The 17,660-nt window shown below is 69.4% G+C and carries 14 protein-coding genes; 6 read left to right on the top strand and 8 right to left on the bottom strand.

Annotation, left to right across the window (positions count from 1 at the left end; genetic code table 11):
* Window positions 1-4 precede the first annotated feature (4 nt).
* A complete protein-coding gene (locus tag DK254_RS28195; RefSeq protein WP_109936465.1) occupies window positions 5-3,151 on the top strand; it encodes a DUF6519 domain-containing protein in 3,147 nt (1,048 codons plus the stop codon).
* A 12-nt stretch (window positions 3,152-3,163) separates the two neighbouring features.
* Window positions 3,164-3,670, top strand: coding sequence for a tail protein X (locus DK254_RS28190; protein WP_109936464.1), 507 nt, complete (start codon window positions 3,164-3,166; stop codon window positions 3,668-3,670).
* A gap of 1 nt (window position 3,671) precedes the next feature.
* On the opposite strand, the gene DK254_RS28185 is transcribed toward DK254_RS28190, so the two are convergent.
* Both DK254_RS28185 and DK254_RS28180 read right to left on the bottom strand, forming a co-directional pair.
* Entirely contained in the window at window positions 3,672-4,685 is a 1,014-nt protein-coding gene (locus DK254_RS28185; protein ID WP_109936463.1) for an ABC transporter substrate-binding protein, read from the bottom strand.
* Window positions 4,686-5,808: 1,123 nt separating this feature from the next.
* A complete protein-coding gene (locus DK254_RS28180) occupies window positions 5,809-6,291 on the bottom strand; it encodes a sigma-70 family RNA polymerase sigma factor (RefSeq protein WP_109936462.1) in 483 nt (160 codons plus the stop codon).
* Between the two features lie 160 nt (window positions 6,292-6,451).
* On the opposite strand from DK254_RS28180, the gene DK254_RS28175 reads away from it, so the two are divergent.
* Together DK254_RS28175 and DK254_RS28170 are read left to right on the top strand one after the other, a co-directional pair.
* Window positions 6,452-7,456 (top strand): FecR family protein, encoded by a 1,005-nt coding sequence (locus tag DK254_RS28175; RefSeq protein WP_109936461.1) that lies wholly within the window; start codon window positions 6,452-6,454, stop codon window positions 7,454-7,456.
* Window positions 7,457-7,666: 210 nt separating this feature from the next.
* Entirely contained in the window at window positions 7,667-10,129 is a 2,463-nt protein-coding gene (locus DK254_RS28170; RefSeq protein ID WP_109936460.1) for a TonB-dependent siderophore receptor, read from the top strand.
* Window positions 10,130-10,492: 363 nt separating this feature from the next.
* Here the strand turns inward: DK254_RS28170 and DK254_RS28165 are convergent, their stop codons facing one another.
* The 5 genes from DK254_RS28165 to DK254_RS28145 all read right to left on the bottom strand — a co-directional run bounded on the left by DK254_RS28165 (window position 10,493) and on the right by DK254_RS28145 (window position 14,579).
* Window positions 10,493-10,996: a VOC family protein gene (locus tag DK254_RS28165; protein ID WP_109936459.1), complete on the bottom strand. Its 504-nt coding sequence runs from the start codon at window positions 10,994-10,996 to the stop codon at window positions 10,493-10,495.
* A 118-nt stretch (window positions 10,997-11,114) separates the two neighbouring features.
* Window positions 11,115-12,221, bottom strand: a complete 1,107-nt coding sequence (gene zapE / locus DK254_RS28160; RefSeq protein WP_109936458.1) for a cell division protein ZapE — start codon at window positions 12,219-12,221, stop codon at window positions 11,115-11,117.
* A gap of 9 nt (window positions 12,222-12,230) precedes the next feature.
* Complete coding sequence (locus DK254_RS28155; RefSeq protein ID WP_109936457.1) at window positions 12,231-12,734, bottom strand: OmpA family protein; 504 nt, start codon at window positions 12,732-12,734, stop codon at window positions 12,231-12,233.
* Entirely contained in the window at window positions 12,709-14,001 is a 1,293-nt protein-coding gene (locus DK254_RS28150; RefSeq protein ID WP_371921198.1) for a diguanylate cyclase domain-containing protein, read from the bottom strand. Before DK254_RS28150 ends, DK254_RS28155 begins: the two co-directional genes overlap by 26 nt.
* Before the next feature lie 11 nt (window positions 14,002-14,012).
* Window positions 14,013-14,579 carry a YfiR family protein gene (locus DK254_RS28145; RefSeq protein WP_256595975.1) on the bottom strand — a complete coding sequence of 189 codons (567 nt, stop codon included), beginning with the start codon at window positions 14,577-14,579 and terminating at the stop codon, window positions 14,013-14,015.
* Window positions 14,580-14,858: 279 nt separating this feature from the next.
* Between DK254_RS28145 and DK254_RS28140 the strand changes: the two genes are divergently transcribed.
* Window positions 14,859-15,500, top strand: a complete 642-nt coding sequence (locus tag DK254_RS28140; RefSeq protein WP_109936454.1) for an HD domain-containing protein — start codon at window positions 14,859-14,861, stop codon at window positions 15,498-15,500.
* Window positions 15,501-15,517: 17 nt separating this feature from the next.
* Here the strand turns inward: DK254_RS28140 and DK254_RS28135 are convergent, their stop codons facing one another.
* Window positions 15,518-16,417: a LysR family transcriptional regulator gene (locus DK254_RS28135; RefSeq protein WP_109936453.1), complete on the bottom strand. Its 900-nt coding sequence runs from the start codon at window positions 16,415-16,417 to the stop codon at window positions 15,518-15,520.
* A gap of 122 nt (window positions 16,418-16,539) precedes the next feature.
* Between DK254_RS28135 and DK254_RS28130 the strand changes: the two genes are divergently transcribed.
* Window positions 16,540-17,298 carry an SDR family NAD(P)-dependent oxidoreductase gene (locus DK254_RS28130; RefSeq protein ID WP_109936452.1) on the top strand — a complete coding sequence of 253 codons (759 nt, stop codon included), beginning with the start codon at window positions 16,540-16,542 and terminating at the stop codon, window positions 17,296-17,298.
* Window positions 17,299-17,660: the final 362 nt, after the last annotated feature.

The following is a 17,660-nucleotide window of genomic DNA, read 5'->3' as shown; positions in this document are numbered from 1 at the left end:
CGCCATGAGCTTCGATCTTTCGCGCATCCGCTTCGACGCCCACCGCGACTTCCTCGGTGTGGTCATGCAACAGGGCCGCGTCCAGCTAGACGCCGACTGGAACGAATGGGTCGCGCAGCTGGCGCGGCGCCTGCAGGCCGGCAGCCTGGACGGCTTCGGCGGCAACGTGGTGCCGCGCATCACCCCCGACGGTTTCCGCATCCAGGCCAGCGGCGGCAAGCTGAACATCGGCGCCGGGCGCATGTACGTCGACGGCCTGCTGGCGGAGAACCACGGCGCCGCGCCCCTGGCGTGGGAACCACGGCTGGCCGGGCTGGCCGGCAGCGCGCCGCTGGACTACGCCGCGCAACCCTACTACCCGGACCCGCCGGCGCTGCCCGAGGGCGGGCCGCACCTGGTCTACCTGGACGTCTGGCAGCGCGAGGTGGACGCGGTGCTGGCCCCGGACCTGGTGGAGAAAGCCGTGGGCGTCGACACCACGGGGCGCCTGCAGACGGTGTGGCAGGTCAAGGTGCTGGCCGGCATCGGCGACGGCACCTGCGCCACGCCCGACGCCGAGCTGCCCGGCTGGCTGGCCGCCACCGCGCCCTCGGCGGCGCGCCTGAGCACCGCCACCGGGGTGCCGGACTTCGAGCCCGACCCCTGCCAGGTGCCGCCGGCCGCTGGCTACCGCGGCCTGGAGAACCAGCTGTACCGCGTCGAGGTGCACCGCGGCGGCCCCCTGGGCACGGCGACCTTCAAGTGGTCGCGGGACAACACCACGGTGGCCTCGCGCGTCACCCACATCAACCCGGCGCGCGACCGCATCACCGTGGAAAGCCTCGGCCGCGACCAGGTGCTGCGCTTCCACGACGGTGACTGGGTAGAAGTCAGCGACGACTGGCGCGAGCTGCACAACCTGCCCGGCGAGCTGCGGCGCATCCGCGTGGCCGGCGGCGTCGACGAGACCGCGCGCACCCTGCAGTTCGACCTCGCGCTGCCGGCCGGGCTGTTCCCCACCGACGCCCAGCAGGCCACCGACGCGGCGCGCAACACCCGCGTGCGGCGCTGGGACCAGGCCGGCCCGGTGCGCCGCGAGGACGGCAGCCAGCTGCTGGACCTCAATGCCCCGGCGGCGGCCGGCGACATCCCGATCCCCGCCGCCGGCACCCGGCTGTTCCTGGAGAGCGGCATCCTCGTCGACTTCGCCCTGGCACCGGCGGGCGGCCAGTTCCACAGCGGCGACCACTGGGTGTTCGCCGCGCGCACCGTGGATGCCAGCATCGAGCTGCTGGACCAGGCGCCGCCGCTGGGCATCCACCACCACTACGCGCGCCTGGCGGTGGTCGACTTCCCCGACGGCGAGACCGACTGCCGCGTGCTCTGGCCGCCCATCGCCGAGGGCGAAGGCTGCGACTGCAGCGTCTGCGTCAGCGCCGAAGGCCACAACAGCGGCGCGGCCACCATTCAACAGGCCATCGACTCGATCAAGGACAGCGGCGGCACCGTCTGCCTGGGCATCGGCACCTACAACCTGCGCGAGCCGCTGAACGTCGACGGCGCCCGCTCGCTGCGCATCCGTGGCCAGGGCTGGGCCACCCTGCTGGTGGCCGGCCAGCCCGGCACCGTGCTGAACATCGAGGCCAGCATCGGCGTGGCCCTGGAGAACCTCAGCCTGCTCGGCTCGACCAACCGGGAAACGCCGGCGATCCTCGCGCGCAACACCCTGGACCTGCGCGCCGAGCACATCAACGTGATCTGCCTGGCGGTGGGCGACGGCACCAGCGCGGCCATCGGCCTGGCCGGCTACGCCCTGGGCGCCTACGTCGGCGACTGCGCACTGGTGGCCGAGCGCGGCATCGTGCGCGCCGGCGAGTACCTGCTCGGTGCCGAGCTGCAGGTCGCCCGCAACCTGTTCATCTGCAGCCAGCGCGCCCTTAGCTTCGACGGCGTCAGCCTGCACTACGGCAACACGCGGGTGGCCGGCAACCTGATGCTGGGCGGCAACCAGGCGGCGCTGGTGGCCACCGGCGCGGTGCTGCCCGGCGCGGTGTTCGACATCGACGGCAACGTCATCCACACCGGCGGCGCCGGCATCCGCGCCGGGGTCGACGGCCTGCGCATCCGCGCCAACGAGATCAGCGGCCTGGACCAGCGCAGCGGCGACGGCATCGTCCTCGAGGAAGGCCTGGACCCGCTGGCGCTGGACGGCTTGCGCATCGAAGGCAACCGCCTGGCCCGGCTGCAGGGCAACGCCATCCTCGTCCGCCAGCGGGTGGAGAACGCCGTGATCACCGGCAATACCTTCGACGCCATCGGCCTGGGCGCGCTGGTGATGGGCGAAGGCGGCGCCGCCGGGGTGCTGGCCTTCAGCGGCAACCGCTGCCAGGGCCTGGGCCTGGCAGCGAGCGGCGCCTATGCCGCCATCCAGCTGGTGCGCGTCGACCAGGCCGACCTGTGCGACAACCAGCTCGCCGAGCTGGCGCGCCAGGCCACCGACCTGGCGGCGCTGGACGCCATCCGCACCGCGGCGGTGCAGCGCCTGCGCATCAGCGGCAACCGCCTGCTCGGCATCGGCCCGGACCGCAGCGGCGCCGAGATCACCGGCATCCACCTGCTGCCGCCCTTCGACCGCGCGCTGGTGCAGGCCAACCGGGTGGAACGCCTGGGCGACGACCCGGCGCAGAAACCGTTGATGAGCCAGTGGCGGGCCATCCGCGTGGCCAGCGCGGCGGCCGGCTCGCCGCTCTACGCAAGCCCCGCCCAGGTGGTCGAGGGGGCCCAGCTGAGCTACCTGTTCACCGCCAGCCAGGTGTTCGCCCTGGCCCCGCGCGCGGCCGACCTGGCGATCCAGGACAACCAGCTGCGCAGCCACGCCAGCAGCCTGCCGCTGGTGCTCTGCGCGGCGCTGGACAACTGCCTGTTCGCCGGCAACCGCTGCCAGGCGCTGGACGGCAACGACCAGCAGCCGCAACTGGGCGCGTTGCAGGGGCGGACCCTCAACGCCAGCAACAACCGCCTGATCGGCCGCGAAAAGCTCGACACCCTGCACCTGAGCACCCAGCTGGAACGGGCCATCGTCATCGGCAACGCCAGCAGCGGCAACATCAGGGTGCTCAGCGGCGCCACGGTGCCCAACGACATCAACCTGTGCAACCTCATCGGCGTCTAAGGAAGGTGCAGCATGCCCGTCATCCCGTTCCGCGGTGAAAAGAGCCTCGGCGAAATCGCCGACAAGCTGTACAGCCGGCTCACGGTGAAGCAGCGCGAGAAGGTCGAGAGCGCCCTGCTCCGGCAGAACCCGCAGCTGGCCGACCTGGCAACCCTGCCCAGCGGCACCCTGGTGCAGTTGCCGGCGCTGCCGGAGCTGAGCGCCAAGGCCCGGGCCGGCAGCCAGGGGCCCCAGGCCGAGGTGGCCGCGCAACTGGGCGACGGCCTCGACGCCTACGCCAGGCAGCTGACCCTGCGTTACCGCCAGGCCATGGAGGCGCTGGCGCAGGCCCAGGCGCTGCTGGGCGACGCCGAGCTGCGCCGGGCAATCGCCAAGGAGCCCGCCCTGCAGGCGCTGGCCAAGGACCTCGGCCCTGCCTGCGAGGCCCGCGCCAAGCAGCTGGAACAGCGCCAGAAGGACGCCAGCGAGGGCCTGAAGCAGGCCCTGGCGGACCTGCAGGCGGGGTTCGGCAAGGGTTGATTCAGAGCGCGGCGGCGACCTTGGCCCGCGCCGATTCCGGCAGCCAGCCCTGCCACACTTGCGGGTGCGCCTTGAGGAACGCGCGGGCGGCGTCACGCGGAGCCTGGCGCGTCTCGCTCATCTTCGCCAGGGCGGCATTGAGCGGCTCGATGGGGATGTCGACCTTCTGGAACAGCGCCACCAGGTCCGGGTAGTCCTCGCGGAAGGCCGCCGAGACGCCGATGGACAGGCGCGCCGGCAGCGACTGGCAGCCGCGCGGGTTGGGGTTGCTGGCGTCCACCAGGGTCTTCCAGGCCTCGGCGTCGAAGGGCGGTTCTTCCAGGCGCACCAGCTTGTAGCGGCCCATCAGCGGCGTCGGCGACCAGTAGTAGAACAGCACCGGCTTGCCGCGGCGGATGGCCGAGGCGATCTCGGCGTCCATGGCCGCGCCCGAGCCGCTGCGGAAGTTCACGTAGCTGTCTTCCAGGCCGTAGGCCTTGAGCTTCTGCGAATTGACGATCTCCGAGGTCCAGCCGGTGGGGCTGTTGAGGAAGCGCCCCTTGTCCGGCGCCTCGGCGTCGCGGAACACCTCGCGGTAGCGCGGCAGGTCGCTCACCGAGCGCAGCTGCGGCGCGGCGGCGGCGATGCCGCGGGCCGGGTCGCCGTGGATCACGTAGTCCGGCACCCACCAGCCCTCGTTGGCGTTCTTCACGATGTCGCCCAGGCCGGCCACCTTGCCTTCGGCCTCGGCCTTGATCCAGGCGGGGCTGCGTCCGGCCCACTCCTCGCCTATCACCTGGATGTCGTTGTGCGCCAGCGCGGTCTCCAGGCTCACGGTGCTGCCGGGCAAGGTGTCGGTGGGGTAGCCGTAGCCCTGCTCCACCAGCAGGCGCAGCACCTCGGTGATCAGGCTGCCGCTTTCCCAGGTGAGTTCGCCGAAATGGATCGGCTTGCGTTCCTCGGCCGCCTGCGCGCCCTGCGCCAGGAGCCCCAGGGCCAGCAGCGCGGTCCCCAGCCAGCGGGTGATCGAATGCATCGGGTCGTTCCTTCTTCGAGCCGGCCACGAGGCCGGTGCCAGGTCGAAGGCGCGCCGGCAAGCACGCCGCGTCGCCACCCGCGCGAAGCGGGCCGCCCTGTATTGATAGCCGAAACTCGCGCCGCGCGCCGCAACCGGGCCTGCCGGCGGACCATCGCCCTGGCCCATATGCACTATCAAGCGCATTCATCATTAGCCTGCGAACAGTTTGCTAGCTTATTACCCCATCAGGTGTTGCTCGCCTGGTTTTGAAGCCTCAAGGCCGTTACCACTCCCCGCTTCCCCCGCGACTCGGTAACGGCCTTTTTTTCGTCTGCGATTCAGGGTTGGGATTGCGCGGCGGGCTCTAGAGCACCCTCACCCCAGCCCTCTCCCGGAGGGAGAGGGGGCCGTTCGGCGTGGGCGGATAACCCTACGTCAGCTGGCGAGTTCGTAGGGCGTATAACCGTTCGCGGTTATACGCCGTTGGCCTGTGCGCCGATGCCCTTCTGGAACTGTAGGAGCGAGCTTGCTCGCGAACGGGGTTTGCCGGTGGCTGCGGTGTTGGAGTTGAGAGCGCCCTCTCCCCAACCCTCTCCCTGAAGGGAGAGGGGGCCGTTCGGAGTGGGCGGCTAATCTAGAGTCATCCTGAAACTCCTCACTCCCCCTCGATCCTACGAAAAGCAAAAGCACGCCCGCTCTTGCTCTGGCTTTTGGACTTCCAGAGAAACCTCCGCGCACTCCGAAACGCCCCTTCAGAAGGCCGAGCGAAACCGGCGCTCAGGAGGTCATGCGACATGGATGTCGGGGCGGGCCTCCGTGGCGGGGGAGTTCGTGAGGGTAGCCCGGCTCCATCGGGCCCGTATGCGGGGCAAGCCTTTTTGGTTACTTTTTGCGGGGGTGGCCTTCCACCGTTTGACAAAAGGGACTCGCCCGAGGGGGCGAAACAAGAAACATCAACGCACTCGGAGCGGCGCGCTACACCCAAACCCAAAAGTCTCTGGGTTATTCCCCTTCGGGCCAGCGCAAGCGCTGTTCGCGATGGAGCTGCGTCCCGCGTTCGCGGGAATGACGAGGTGAGAGGATGGTGCCTGACCGCCAAGCAGCTCAACCATGTAGGGCGCCCCCGCTCCCACCACGACACCTACGCCTGCCCACCCCACTGCTGCAGGCGCTGCCGGCAATGCCGCATGGCGTTGACGATGTGCTTTTCCACCATGTCCCGGGAAATGCCCAGGCGTTCGGCGATCTCGGCATGGGAACAGCCCTCGACCTTGCGCAGCAGGAAGGCCTCGCGGCAGTTCTCCGGCAGTTGCGCCAGGGCGCGGCGCAACATCAGCAGCTGCTGTTGCTGGATGGCCTCGGCCTGCGGGCAACGTTCGTCGATGCAGCCTTCGCGGTCGAGGGCCTCCAGGTCCTCGTTGCGACGGATACGCGCCCGCCGGCGCAAGTCGATGCTGAGGTTGACGGCGGTCTTGAAGAGGAACGCCCGCGGCTGTTCGATGCGCTCCTCGGCCTTGCGGTCGAGCAGGCGCAGGAAGGTCTCCTGGGTCAGGTCCGCGGCTGCGTGGCGGTCCCCCAGGGTGCGACTGAGGAAGGCGGTCAGTTCCTGGTAGTAGCGAATCAAGAAAAAAGCGCTCCGCCCGGTGGGGGCTTGCGGGTAAGATCGGCTTTCGCAGCCGGTACTGGCTGACAGTCCGGGTCGGACGTAATTATAATCACTCGCATCAAGCCGAAAAGAAAGAGTGATCTGGGCGCACTTCGCCGCCCAGCCGTGGAAGCCTTCGATGAACCAGCCCCCCGCCGAGCACGACGACCAGAGCCTGAGCACCGAAGCCGCGCGCTGGTGCTCGCGCCTGCACGAGGCGGACTGCACCCAGGCCGAGCGTGATGCCTTCGACGCCTGGTGCGCGGAAGACCCACGGCACCGCGACGAATACCTGGCGATGCTGGAGATCTGGCGCCTGGCCGAACGCCTGCAGGCCCCGGCGCGCCAACCCCTGTCGCACAGCCGCCGGGCCCCGGCGCGGCCACGGCGCTCGCGCGTCAGGCGTTTCGCCACTGCCGCGGCCGTTGCCTGCCTGGCGCTGGGCATGGTCTGGTCGACGGGCTGGTCCGCCGGCTGGCTGCCCTCCCGCGTCGGCTACTACAGCGCCACGGACGCCCCGCGCGAGCTGCGCCTGGCGGATGACTCGCAGGTGCGCCTGAACGCCCATTCGAGCCTGTTCTTCGCCCTCTACCGCGACCGCCGCGACGCCCGCCTGGGCAGCGGTGGCGAGGCCTACTTCAGCGTCAGCCACAACAGCCTGCAGCCATTCACGGTACGCACCGGCAACGGCAGCGTGCGCGTCACCGGCACCCGCTTCAACGTCTGGACCGACGCCAACCAGATGCTCGTCACCCTGCTCGAGGGCTCGGTGGTGGTCACCCCGCCGCCCGGCGTGGACAGCAACAGCGCCCAGCTGACCCCGGGCATGCAGGCCCGCTACAGCAGCGCCACCCGGCAGATCGAGCTGGCCCAGGTGGCCCCCGGCGACGCCATCGCCTGGCTCGACGGCCGCCTGGTGCTGCAGGACCAGCCGCTGCAGGCGGCCATCCCGCAGATCAACCGCTACCTGGCGCGCCCGGTGCGCCTGGACGACCCGGTGGTGGCGGCCATGCGCATCGGCGGCATCTACGACACCAGCGACCTGCAGGCGCTGGTCGACTCCCTGCCCAAGGTGCTGCCGCTGGAAATGCGCCGGCACGACGACGGCAGCATCACCCTGGCCAGCAGGTACGCGCCGCTCTGAGCGTTGCGTCTGTCTCTTCGTAGGAGCGAGCTTGCTCGCGAACGGACTCTGCAGCGGGGCTGATTCGCGAGCAAGCTCGCTCCTACGAAAAGCCGTTACGAAAAGCCGTCGCTTCTCCCTCCAATCCATGCCCGCGAAAAAAAAGTCTTCCGGTTTTTTCCGGTAGCTGCGTCATAGAAGGCTAATCATTCGCATTAATAACAAAACTGCATGGATCATAGGAGTGTCCCAGTGAACCGCAAGCCCCTGCACAGCAAGCGCAGCCCCCTGGCCCGCCTGGTCGGCGCCGCCGCGCTCGGCCTGACCCTGAGCGCCACCAGCGCCTTCGCCGCGCCGGTGCGCATCGACATCCCGGCGCAGCCGCTGGCCTCGGCGCTGACCAACCTCGGCAGCCAGGCGCACCTGCAGATCATCTTCAACCAGGCCCAGGTGCAGAACCTGCGCAGCCCCGGCGTGCACGGCGAGATGGAGCCGGCGCGGGCGCTGGAGCAACTGCTGCGCGGCACCGGCATCCGCTACCAGGTCGACGGCAGCCGCGTGACCCTGCTAGGCGCCGACGCCGCCGGCAACGACACCCTGGCGATGCCGGCCCAGGTGGTCACCGCCGCCCCCGAGGGCACCGACAGCTACGTGCCGCGCACCAGCGGCAGCGCCAGCAAGACCGATACCCCGCTGCTGGAAATCCCGCAGTCGGTCTCGGTGATCACCCGCAAGCAGATGGACGCCCAGGGCGTGCAGAGCGTGACCCAGGCCCTGCGCTACGTCCCCGGCGTGCGCGTGGAGACCTACGGCCAGGACCCCAAGGGCTATGACTGGCTGTTCATCCGCGGCTTCAACGGCCAGACCACCAGCGACTACCTCGACGGCCTGCGCCAGTTGAACAACAGCTACACCTTCTTCCGCACCGAGCCCTATGCGCTGGAGCGCATCGACGTGGTCCGCGGCCCGTCCTCCACGCTGTTCGGCCTGGGCGACGCCGGCGGCATCATCAACCGCGTCAGCAAGCTGCCCACCGCGGCCGGCGTGCACGAGGTGGAACTGGGCTTCGGCAATCATGACCGCATCCAGGGCCGCTTCGACATCGGCGACCGCCTGGTCGACGACGGCAGCCTGCTGTACCGCGTGGTCGGCGTGGTGCGCAAGGCCAACACCGAGTTCGAGTACGACGACGGCCACGAGATCAAGGACGACCGCTACTACGTCGCCCCCTCCTTCACCTGGGCGCCGGACGAAGACACCAGCTTCACCTTTCTCAGCAGCTTCATGAAGGACGACAGCGGCGGCACCGTCGCGGTCAATACCCCGCAGTACGGCCATACCGACAACACCCTGCTGGGCAACCACAGCTTCAACCACTCGTACCAGGACCAGTTCACCCTGGGCTACCAGTTCCGCCACCGCTTCAACGACAACGTCGAGTTCCGCCAGAACCTGCGCTACGGCCAGGTCGACTTCATCCTCAACAACATGCTGCCGCTGGGCACCGTGAAGAGCGCCGTGCCGGCCCTGGCCGCGCTGGTCCCGTCCCTGGCCAACGACGTCCTGCGCTCGCCGCGGCGCTGGGACGAGCACATGAACGCCTTCACCGTCGACAACCAGCTGCAGTTCGACTTCGACACCGCGGGCATCGAGCACACCCTGCTCACCGGCATCGACTATTCGCGCACCGAATCCGACGTCAAGCGCTACTTCGAGAGCCTGAGCCTGGCCAACCTGTCGTACTTCCTGCCGCTGCTGCTGGACCCGAGCAACCCGAAATACGGCCTGAACATCAACCGCCCGAGCACCCTCCAGGTCAACTACGACCAGGACATCGACGCCGTCGGCTACTACGCCCAGGACCAGATCAGGTTCGACGACAACTGGCTGCTGACCCTCGGCGGGCGCTACGACAACGTGCGCAGCAGCACCAACGACCACCTGAGCGGCAGCGACACCCTGGCCAAGGACGATGCCTTCAGCGGCCGCGTCGGCCTGACCTACCTGACCGACTTCGGCCTGGCGCCCTACGTCGCCTACTCCGAGTCCTTCGTGCCCAACAGCGGCATCGACGGCAACGGCAAGACCTTCGAGCCGAGCACCGCGCACCAGTGGGAGACCGGGGTGAAGTACCAGCCCACCGACAAGGTCCTGCTGACCCTGGCCGGCTTCGAGATCGAGAAGACCAACGTGCTCACCAACGACGTGGTCAACGGCGTCAACACCGGCTTCCAGAAGGCCACCGGCAAGGTGCGCTCGCGCGGCATCGAGGCCGAGGTGAAGGCCCAGCTCGACGAGCACTGGGACCTGCTGGGCTCCTACACCTACACCAGGACCAAGATCCTCAAGAGCAACAACGGCGACGAGGGCAACCGCTTCGCCAACGTGCCCGAGCACATGGCCTCGGCCTGGCTCAACTACACCTTCCACGAAGGCGTGGCCAACGGCCTCAGCGTCGGCGGCGGGGTGCGCTACACCGGCTCGGTGTACGGCGACAACGGCAACACCTTCCACGTCGACAACTACACCTTGTACGACGCTGGCGTGAGCTACCCGGTGAACAGGAACGTCACCCTCTCCTTCAGCGCGCAGAACCTGCTCGACGAGAAGTACGTGACCACCTGCGACGACATCGCCGAGTGCTACCCCGGCGAAGGCCGCACGGTGCTGACCAGCGTCAAGTACGCCTGGTAGGCCGGCGCCATTCCCCTGTAGGAGCGCGCCCTGCGCGCGAATCGCGGGCAGGGCCCGCTCCTACAGGTTTGCGTGAGGTACGGCATCCGCCGTTGCCCCACGCATCGGTGCCCGGCCCGCGGCGGATAACCGCGAACGGTCATTCGCCCTACGCCATCCATGCCATTCCCCCGTAGGGCGCATAACGCCTACGGCGTTATCCGCCGTTGCCCCGCGCATCGGTGCCCGGCCCGCGGCGGATAACCGCGAACGGTTATTCGCCCTACGCCATCCATGCCATTCCCCCGTAGGGCGCATAACGCCTACGGCGTTATCCGCCGTTGTCCCCGCGCATCGGTGCCCGGCCCGCGGCGGATAATCGCCCTACGGGTGTCCCTCATAGGCCCGGCGCAACGCCGCGATATCCAGCTTCTTCATGCCCAGCAGCGCCTGCATGGCGCGCTGCGACGCCGCCGTCGCCGGGCCGGCCATCATGTCCGCGAGCGTCGCCGGCACTATCTGCCACGACAGGCCGTACCTGTCCTTCAGCCAGCCGCACTGCTGCGCCTCCACCGGGCCGCCGGCGGACAGGCGTTCCCAATAGTGGTCGATCTCTTCCTGGCTGTCGCAATTCACCTGCAGCGACAGCGCCTCGCTGAACTGGAACACCGGTCCGCCGTTGAGCGCGGTGAAGGCCAGGCCGTCCAGTTCGAAGGCCACGGTCATCACCGAGCCCGGCGGGCGGCCATGGATTTCCCGGCCGGCCTCGCCGTAATGGCTGACGGCGGCGATGCGCGAGTTGGGGAAGATGGCCGTGTAGAAGGCCGCGGCCTGCTCCGCCTGGTCGTCGAACCACAGGCAGGGGGTGACGCGCTGGATACGGGACATGGGGCTGTCTCCTGGCGGGTGCGCGGCCACCGTGGCCGCGCTCTGTTCCTGGTCGTCCGGCGGGACGCGGGATCGACAAGTCTGGAACAGGCCCGACGAACGTGCCCGTGCGCGCCGCTCAGCGGCCGAAGCGGCTGGTCTGCATCTCGCGCAGGCGGCTCAGGGTGCGGCGGAACGGGAACTCCAGGCCGCCGCGGGTGTAGAGCGCCTCCAGCGTCACCTCGGCCTCCAGGTACAACGGCACGCCGCGGTCGTAGCATTCGTCGACCAGGGCGATGAAGCGGCGCACGCCGTCGTCCCGGGCCGACAGCGCCGGCAACTGGCGGTCGCCGGCCACCACGCGCCGGGCGCCGTCCTCGGTGCCGCGGGCGATGCGCGCCTCGCGGCGCTCGCCGCCCAGTTCGGGGATGTCGCCCAGCAGGATGGCGTGGAAGCGGTCGCACAGGGCGATGAAGTCCTGGGCCGACCAGGGCCGTTCGCACAGGTCGGCATAGCGGCACCAGAGCACCCCGCGGCCGTGGCGCACCACGGCCAGTTCGCGGGTGCCCAGCGCCAGCGGCGCCTCGCTGCCGCTGCCGGCCAGCGCGGCGAACACGTAGCCCAGGGCGCTGGGCACCCCGGCGCGGGCGAGCCAGTAGCGCTGCACCGGCGCGCCCGGGTGCAGGCGGTGGTCCTGGCCGCCGTCGGTGGCCAGCACCTGCATGTGGCGCTCCAGCGCGGCGATGGCCGGGAGGAAACGCTCGCGGTTGAAGCCGTCGGCGTAGAGCCCCTCGGGCGGCTGGTTGGAGGTGGCGACCACCACCACGCCCTGCTCGAACATGGCCTGCAGCAGGCCGCCCAGCAGCATGGCATCGCCGATGTCGCTGACGAAGAGTTCGTCGAAGCACAGCACCCGCACTTCTTGAGCCAGCTCGGCGGCCAGGGCCTGCAACGGCGAGGCGGTGCCGGAGAGCTGGAACAGGCGGCGGTGCACCCACTGCATGAAATGGTGGAAATGCTGGCGCCGCGCGGGCACCCGCAGGCTGGCGTGGAAGCGGTCCAGCAGCCAGGTCTTGCCGCGCCCCACCGGCCCCCACAGGTAGACGCCCGGCGGCCGCTCGCCACGGTGCAGAGCCGCCTGGCAGGCCTCCAGGTGCTGCGCGGCGCGGTGTTGCGCGTCGTCCTCGACGAAGCCCCGTTCGCTCAGGGCCAGGTGGTAGGCTGCCAATGGCGAAGACCGCTCCATGGCGACTCCTTACTCGGCCGGGACGATGATGGATACCCGGCGGTTCTCCATGCGCCCGGCGGGGCTGCTGTTGTCCGCCACCGGGCGCTGCATGCCGCGGCCGATGACTTCGAGGTTCTCCCGGGGCATGCCGATGCCGGCCAGCACCTGGGCCACCGACTGTGCCCGGCGCACCGAGAGCTGCTGATTGTAACCTGCATCGCCGTAGGAATCGGTATGGCCTTCCAGGCGCAGCCTGTCGATGCCCACTCCCAGCAGCACGCGGCCGATGCGCTCGACCTCGCCGCGGCTGGGCGGGTCGATGTTGTCGAGGTTGTTGCCGAACAGTACCTTGCTCGACAGCCCCAGCTCCCAGCCTTCCTCACCCAGCGCGAAGCCCTGCTGGCGGAGCACGGCGACCTGCTCGGCGCTCAGCCCCTTCTGCGGCGCGGGCGGCGTCTGGCAACCGGCCAGCAGCAGGCTCAGCAGCAGGCCGATGAACAGGCGGCTAGGTTTCAGGGGCTTGGCTATCACGGGCTATCTCCTCGTAGTCCTCGGGGGTGGAATCCGCTTCCTCGCCGGCCAGGCTGCGCATGCCGCGGCCGCTGCGCTTGGCGTGGTACATGGCGCTGTCGGCGCGCTGCAGCAGCTCCGCCTGGGTGCGCCCGTGCTGCGGATAGAGCGCCACGCCAACGCTCAACGAGGTAGTGATGCTGCTGCCGTCCGGCAAGGCGATGGACGCGACCATGCTGGCCAGGATGTCGTCGGCGATGTGCAGCGCCGCGCGGCTGTCCGGCAGCGGCGCCAGCAGCACGGCGAACTCGTCGCCGCCCAGGCGCGCCACCAGGTCGCTGTCGCGCAGCTGGCCGCGGATGCGCTCGGCGATGGCCACCAGCACGCGGTCGCCGGCCGCGTGGCCGAGTTCGTCATTGATCGCCTTGAAGCGGTCGGAGTCGATGTACAGCACCGCCGCCTGCCCGCCGTGCTGGGCCAGGTCGCGCAGGGTGCGGCTCAGGCGGCCCTCGAAGAAGGCGCGGTTGGGCAGGTGGGTGAGGCTGTCGTGGTTGGCCTGGTGCGCCAGGGAGGCGTTCTCGCGTTCCAGGTGCTGCTGCCAGGCCTCCAGTTCGTCGAGCAGCGCGTTGAAGTCGCCGCCCAGCTCGTCCAGCTCGGCGATGCGCGCCGAGGGCACGCGCCGCGAGAACTGGCGGTCGCGGCGCACCGCGTGGGCCACCTGGGCCAGGCGGTCGAGCGGCGTGACGATGCGGCTGACCATGCGCCGCGACAGGTAGAAGGCGCCCAGGGCGGTCAGCGCCAGGCAGCCGAGCATGCCGCCCAGGCCGGTGAGCAGGAAGGTCAGCAGGCGCCCGCCGGTGCCGGTCAGGCGGATCTCGCCGATCGCCCGGCCGTCGTGGACGATGGGCTGCACTTCCTCGTGGTTGAGCCACCAGCGGCCGATGAAGTGGCGCAGCGGGCTGATCCCGTGGCTGCGCTCCCAGGTGGCCAGCAGGCGGCCCTGGGCGTCGTACACGGTGCAGCGGCGCACCTCCTCGGTGCTGGCCACCAGGCGCAGGGCCTCCTCGGCGGCGGCGCTGTCGTTGAACACCACCGCGGCCTCGACGGTGTAGGCCATCGAGCGGCCTATCAGGTGCAGGTTGTGCTCGGCGTAGGCGCGCAGGGTGAGCAGGCCGACCACGCTCACCGCCAGGCCGGCCATGCACACCGAGGCCAGGGCCACCCCCAGGTGCGCGCGGTACAGCAGGCGGCCCAGCGACTTGCGCCGGCTGCTGCGGCGCTCGGTCAGGCGTGGCAGGCTCATGGCTCGCCCCTCCGCCGGCCGAGGCTCAGCACGCTGGGGTGCACCCGCACGCCGCTGCGCGCCACCGAGTCCAGGTTCACCGCGAAGGACGGCGGCGCGACGCCGAGTTCCAGGCAGAACACACTGCCGACGCTGCAGTCGGGGTCGTCCTCGCTGAGCGACAGCACCGGGTGCCCGGCGATCCCGGCGAATGCCCGCTGGCGCTGCGCCGCATCCAGCCTGCCGAGGTAGAGCACGTTGCAGCGCTCGCCCAGGCCGGGGTCGTCCACCTGGGCCCGGCGCACCTCGACGCGGCGGCCACTGGCCTGCAGCAGGCTGCCCCGGCGCAGCAGGTCCTCGGCGTATTCGCTGGCGCCCAGCACGCACAGTTCCAGGGTCTGCGGCTCCCGCGGCCAGCGCACGTAGCTGAGGATGCCCAGCAACATGCCGCGCAGGGCCGCGCCGTCGCCCTCCGAGGCGCTGGGAGCCGCCAGGCACAGGGGCGCCGCCAGGCCCAGCAGGGCCAGCAGCGCTGCGCGTTGCAGCACAGAGGAGCGACGAATGGCGGTGGAAGCGAAGAACACGGTGATGGCTCGGCGAGGACCGGAATACGGCGACAAAACCCGCAGCATCTTAATGGATTGCTGTAAGAATGTGACGTACAACCGACTTCTGATTTGACGCGCGACAAGATTCGTCAGTTTTATGACGTCATTTTCAGCAGAATCTCATTCCACAGGGCTGGCAGGGCATCGGCGTCGGTTGGCAGGATTCGATCCACCCTGTCGATTGCTGCCAAAGCGCTACGAACTTCCAATGGATGCACGGCACGACATCGCCGCGACACTCATCAGGAGGCCACCATGACGCTCGACATCCAGGGGGTGAAAGTCCCCGACAGCCCGCTCGCCCGCGAGATCACCGAACTGGTGCGCGACACCGCCACCCCGCTGCTGTTCCACCACTCCTCGCGGGTGTACTACTGGGGCGCGCTCGCCGGCGCGCGCCGAGGCCTGAAGTACGACGCCGAGCTGCTTTATGCCGGCGCCATGTTCCACGACATGGGGCTGCTGCCGCGCTACTGCAGCAAGTGCGAGCGCTTCGAGGTGGACGGCGCCGACTGCGCCGCCGAGTTCCTGCGCAGCCACGGCATCGCCGAGCGCGACGTGGAAACCGTGTGGACGGCCATCGCCCTGCACACCACGCCGGGCATCCCGCAGCACATGCGGGCGGAGATCGCCCTGGTCACCGCCGGGGTGGAGATGGACGTGCTGGGCATCGACTACGCCGGGTTCCCCGACGCGGTGCGCGACGCCGTGGTGGCCGCCCACCCACGCGGCGGCGACTTCAAGAACGACATCATCGAGGCCTTCTACCAGGGCATCAAGGACAAGCCGCAGACCACCTTCGGCAACGTCAAGGCCGACGTCCTGGCGCTGAAGGAGGCGCACTTCGAACGCCTCGACTTCTGCCGGATCATCCTCGATTCGGACTGGCCGAGCTGAGCGGGCGCGCGACCGGCTCAGCGGCCGGCCGCCTCCTCCACCAGGCCCTGCAGCCACTGCATGAACACCCGTACCCGCGGTGGCTGCTGGCGGTGGGCGTAGAGCAGCGTCACCTCCAGCGGCGCCGGGCGCAAGTCCGGCAGCACCTCCACCAGGCGGCCGTCGGCCAGGTAGTCCTGCAGGCCGTGGCGCGGCGCCTGGATCAGCCCCAGCCCGCCGAGGCAGGCGCCTTCGTAGGCCTCGGCGTTGTTCACCGTCACGCTGCCGGCCATCGGCAGGAAGTGCGTCGCACCCTCGCGACGGTACTCGAAGCCGGCCGGGCGGGTGCCCAGTACGGGCACGTAGTGCACCAGGCGGTGCCCGGCCAGGTCTTCCAGGCCACGGGGCGTGCCGAAGGCGGCCAGGTAGGCGGGGCTGGCGCAGTTGATCTGCTCGAAGGCGCCCAGCGGCCGCGCCACCTGGGAGGCCTCCGCGGCACCGCCTATGCGCAGCACGCAGTCGAAGCCCTCGCGCACCAGGTCGACGCGGCGGTCGGTGCTGCTCACCTCCAGCTCCAGGCCCGGATGGCGGGCGGTGAACTCGCCCAGGCGCGGCATCACCACCTTGCGCGCCACTATGGTCGGCATGTCCACCCGCAGGCGCCCGGCGAGCACCTCGCCGTCCCGGCGGAACAGCCCCTGCAGTTCGTCCATCTGCGCCAGCAGCGCCTTGCTACGCTCGTAGAACACCAGGCCGTCCTGGGTCGCCCGGACCTTGCGCGTGGTGCGCTGCAGCAGGCGGGTGCCGAGCAGGTCCTCCAGTTGCCGGACCTGCTCGGAAACGCTGGAGCGCGGCAGGCCCAGCTGCTCGCCGGCCTGGCTGAAGCTGGAGAGTTCGGTGACACGCACGAAGGTGTGCAACAGTTCGGGCTTGATCATGGGCGGCGAGGCCTGCGGATTGTTCGGCTGTAGCGACCAGTATTTCCGATTTCGCCGTGTTTATCAGTACCAGCCAGGATAATAACCTTGCCCCTGAAGCCACCCCACACAGGAGCCAGACCATGTCCCGCAAGATCGCCCTCATCACCGGCGCCAGCCGCGGCCTGGGCCGCAACGCCGCCCTGCACCTGGCCGCCGCCGGCGTCGATATCATCGGTACCTACCGCAGCCAGGCCGACGAGGCACGGATCGTCGCCGACGAGATCGAGCAGCACGGCGCCCGGGTGCGGATGCTGCCCCTGGACGTCGCCGACAACGCCAGTTTCGCCGATTTCGCCCGGAACGTCGAAAGCGTGCTGAAGGAACACTTCGGCCGCCCGCATTTCGACTACCTGGTGAACAACGCCGGCATCGGCCTCCACGCGGCCTTCGCCGAGACCACCGAGGCGCAGTTCGACCAGTTGCTGAAGATCCAGTTCAAGGGCCCCTTCTTCCTCACCCAGAAGCTGCTGCCGCTGCTCGCCGACGGCGGGCGCATCCTCAACGTCTCCACCGGCCTCACCCGCTTCGCCCTGCCCGGCTACTCCACCTATGCGGCCATGAAGGGCGCGATGGAGGTGCTGACGAAGTACCAGGCCAAGGAGCTGGGTGGGCGCGGTATCTCGGTGAACATCCTCGCCCCCGGCGCCATCGAGACCGACTTCGGCGGCGGCCTGGTGCGCGACAACGCCGAACTCAACCGGCAGATCGCCAGCAACACCGCGCTGGGCCGCGTCGGCCTGCCGGACGATATCGGCGGCGCCGTGGTCGCCCTGCTGAGCGACGACAGCCGCTGGATCAATGGCCAGCGGGTGGAGGCCTCCGGCGGCATGTTCCTCTGAGAACCAGTCCATGATCTGCTGTGCGTCAGCATAAGCAGGCGAGTGATGCTCATTTGGTGGCCTGAACTCCGTTTCCTCGCCTGATGCTGTTCACTGAAGAAAGAATGCCGTTTCTCTTCATGAGGGAAACGGCATTTTTCATATGGGATGGGGTTATGGCTTCGTTTGCGAGCCCTTGCACTCAATCCTGCGAACGCGGGAACCCAATTGGCTTGAGGGCTTGGTGTAGCGCGCCGCACCGAGTGCTCGGATGTTTCTTGTTTCGCCCCCTCGGGCGAGTCCCTTTTGTCAAACGCCACAAAAGGAACCAAAAAGGCTTGCCCCGCATACGGGCCCGATGAAGCCGGGCTACCCTCGCGAAT

Source organism: Pseudomonas sp. RW407 (assembly GCF_003176655.1).
GTDB classification, from domain to species: Bacteria; Pseudomonadota; Gammaproteobacteria; order Pseudomonadales; family Pseudomonadaceae; genus Pseudomonas; species Pseudomonas delhiensis.
This window is presented reverse-complemented; position numbering and strand designations above follow the sequence as displayed.